Source organism: Micrococcus sp. LASM2_SD2 (genome assembly GCF_057364565.1).
In genome coordinates, this window is sequence record NZ_JBNFOB010000369.1 from 1 (window position 1) to 1411 (window position 1411).

A 1411-nucleotide genomic window follows, 5' to 3' on the forward strand; every position below is an offset into this window, starting at 1 on the left:
ATGGAGCCGGTGGCCAGGCCGGTCTGTCCGGACGCCCGCCGAGGCTGTGCCGCGCCAGGCGTGGGCGATGGCCAGGGCGATCGCGTCGGCGGCGTCGGCGGGCCGCGGCGGGGCGTCCAGTCCCAGGATCCGGGTGACCATCGCGGTGACCTGCTCCTTGCCGGCGTTGCCGTGGCCGGTGACGGCGGCCTTCACCTCGGAGGGGGTGTGCAGGCCGACCTCGAGGCCGCAGCGCGCCGCGGCGGTGATGGCCACGCCGGCGGCCTGGGCGGTGCCCAGCACGGTGGGCGTGTTGTTGTTGGCGAACATGCGCTCCACGGCCGCGCGCTGCGGGCGATACCGCTCCAGCACCTCGGTGACCTCGCGGTCCAGGTGGAGCAGCCGTGCGTGCAGCGGCGCGTCCGCGGGAGTGCCGGACACGCGGACATGGACGAGCCGGCCGCGGCGTCGCGCGTCGACCTCCACCACGGCGATGCCGCAGCGGGTCAGGCCCGGGTCGACGCCCAGGACGCGCAGGGTGCCGTGGGCGGCTCGCTCGGCCAGGGCGGATCAGTCCTCGTCGAGCTCGGCGAGGACGGACTCCGGGATGTCCACGTTGGAGTAGACGTTCTGCACGTCGTCCAGCTCCTCGAGGGCGTCCGCGAGCTTCAGGAAGGTCTTGGCGGACTTGGCGTCCTCCAGCTCGACCTTCATGGAGGGGAGGAACTCGGCCTCGTCGGACTCGTAGTCGATGCCGGCGGCGTCGAGCGCCTCGGCCACGGCACGCAGGTCCGAGGCCTCGGAGACGATCTCGAAGGTGTCGCCGTCCTGCAGCACCTCCTCGGCGTCTGCGCCGCCCTCGAGGATCGCCTCCAGCAGGCCGTCCTCCGTGTTGCCCTCGGCGGGCAGGCGGACGACGCCCTTGCGGTCGAACAGGAAGGCCACGGAACCGGAGTCGGCGAGGGTGCCGCCGTTGCGGGTCACCGCCACGCGCACCTCGGAGGCGGCCCGGTTCTTGTTGTCCGTGAGGCACTCGACCATCAGGGCGGAGCCGGAGGGGCCGCGCACCTCGTACATGATCTCCGTGTAGTCGACGACCTCACCGGTCAGGCCGGCACCGCGCTTGATGGCGCGGTCGATGTTGTCGTTGGGCACGGAGGCCTTCTTGGCCTTCGAGACGGCCAGGTCCAGGGCCGGGTTGCCGGACAGGTCCGCACCTCCGGCACGGGCCGCAACCTCGATGTTCTTGATGTACTTCGCGAAGGCCTTCGCGCGCTTCGCGTCGATCGCGGCCTTCTTGTGCTTGGTCGTGGCCCACTTGGAATGACCGGCCATGATGCTCCTTCGAGGTTCGGCGACGTCGGATGTCTCGGCGCACCATCTTAGCGGCGCGCGCGGCGGCCGCGGGTGGCGTCGCGGCGAGGCGGGCCGA

The 1411-nt window shown here is 72.0% G+C and carries 2 protein-coding genes; both read right to left on the bottom strand.

Annotated features, from left to right (window positions below; genetic code table 11):
- On the bottom strand, positions 1–543 hold a 543-nt coding region (gene ruvC, locus AC2W7A_RS12415; protein WP_485991611.1), incomplete at its 3' end, for a crossover junction endodeoxyribonuclease RuvC.
- Positions 544–549: 6 nt separating this feature from the next.
- The gene (locus tag AC2W7A_RS12420) at positions 550–1314 is read right to left on the bottom strand and encodes a YebC/PmpR family DNA-binding transcriptional regulator (RefSeq protein ID WP_485991612.1); all 765 of its coding nucleotides are present in this window, start codon (positions 1312–1314) and stop codon (positions 550–552) included.
- Between the last annotated feature and the right edge of the window lie 97 nt (positions 1315–1411).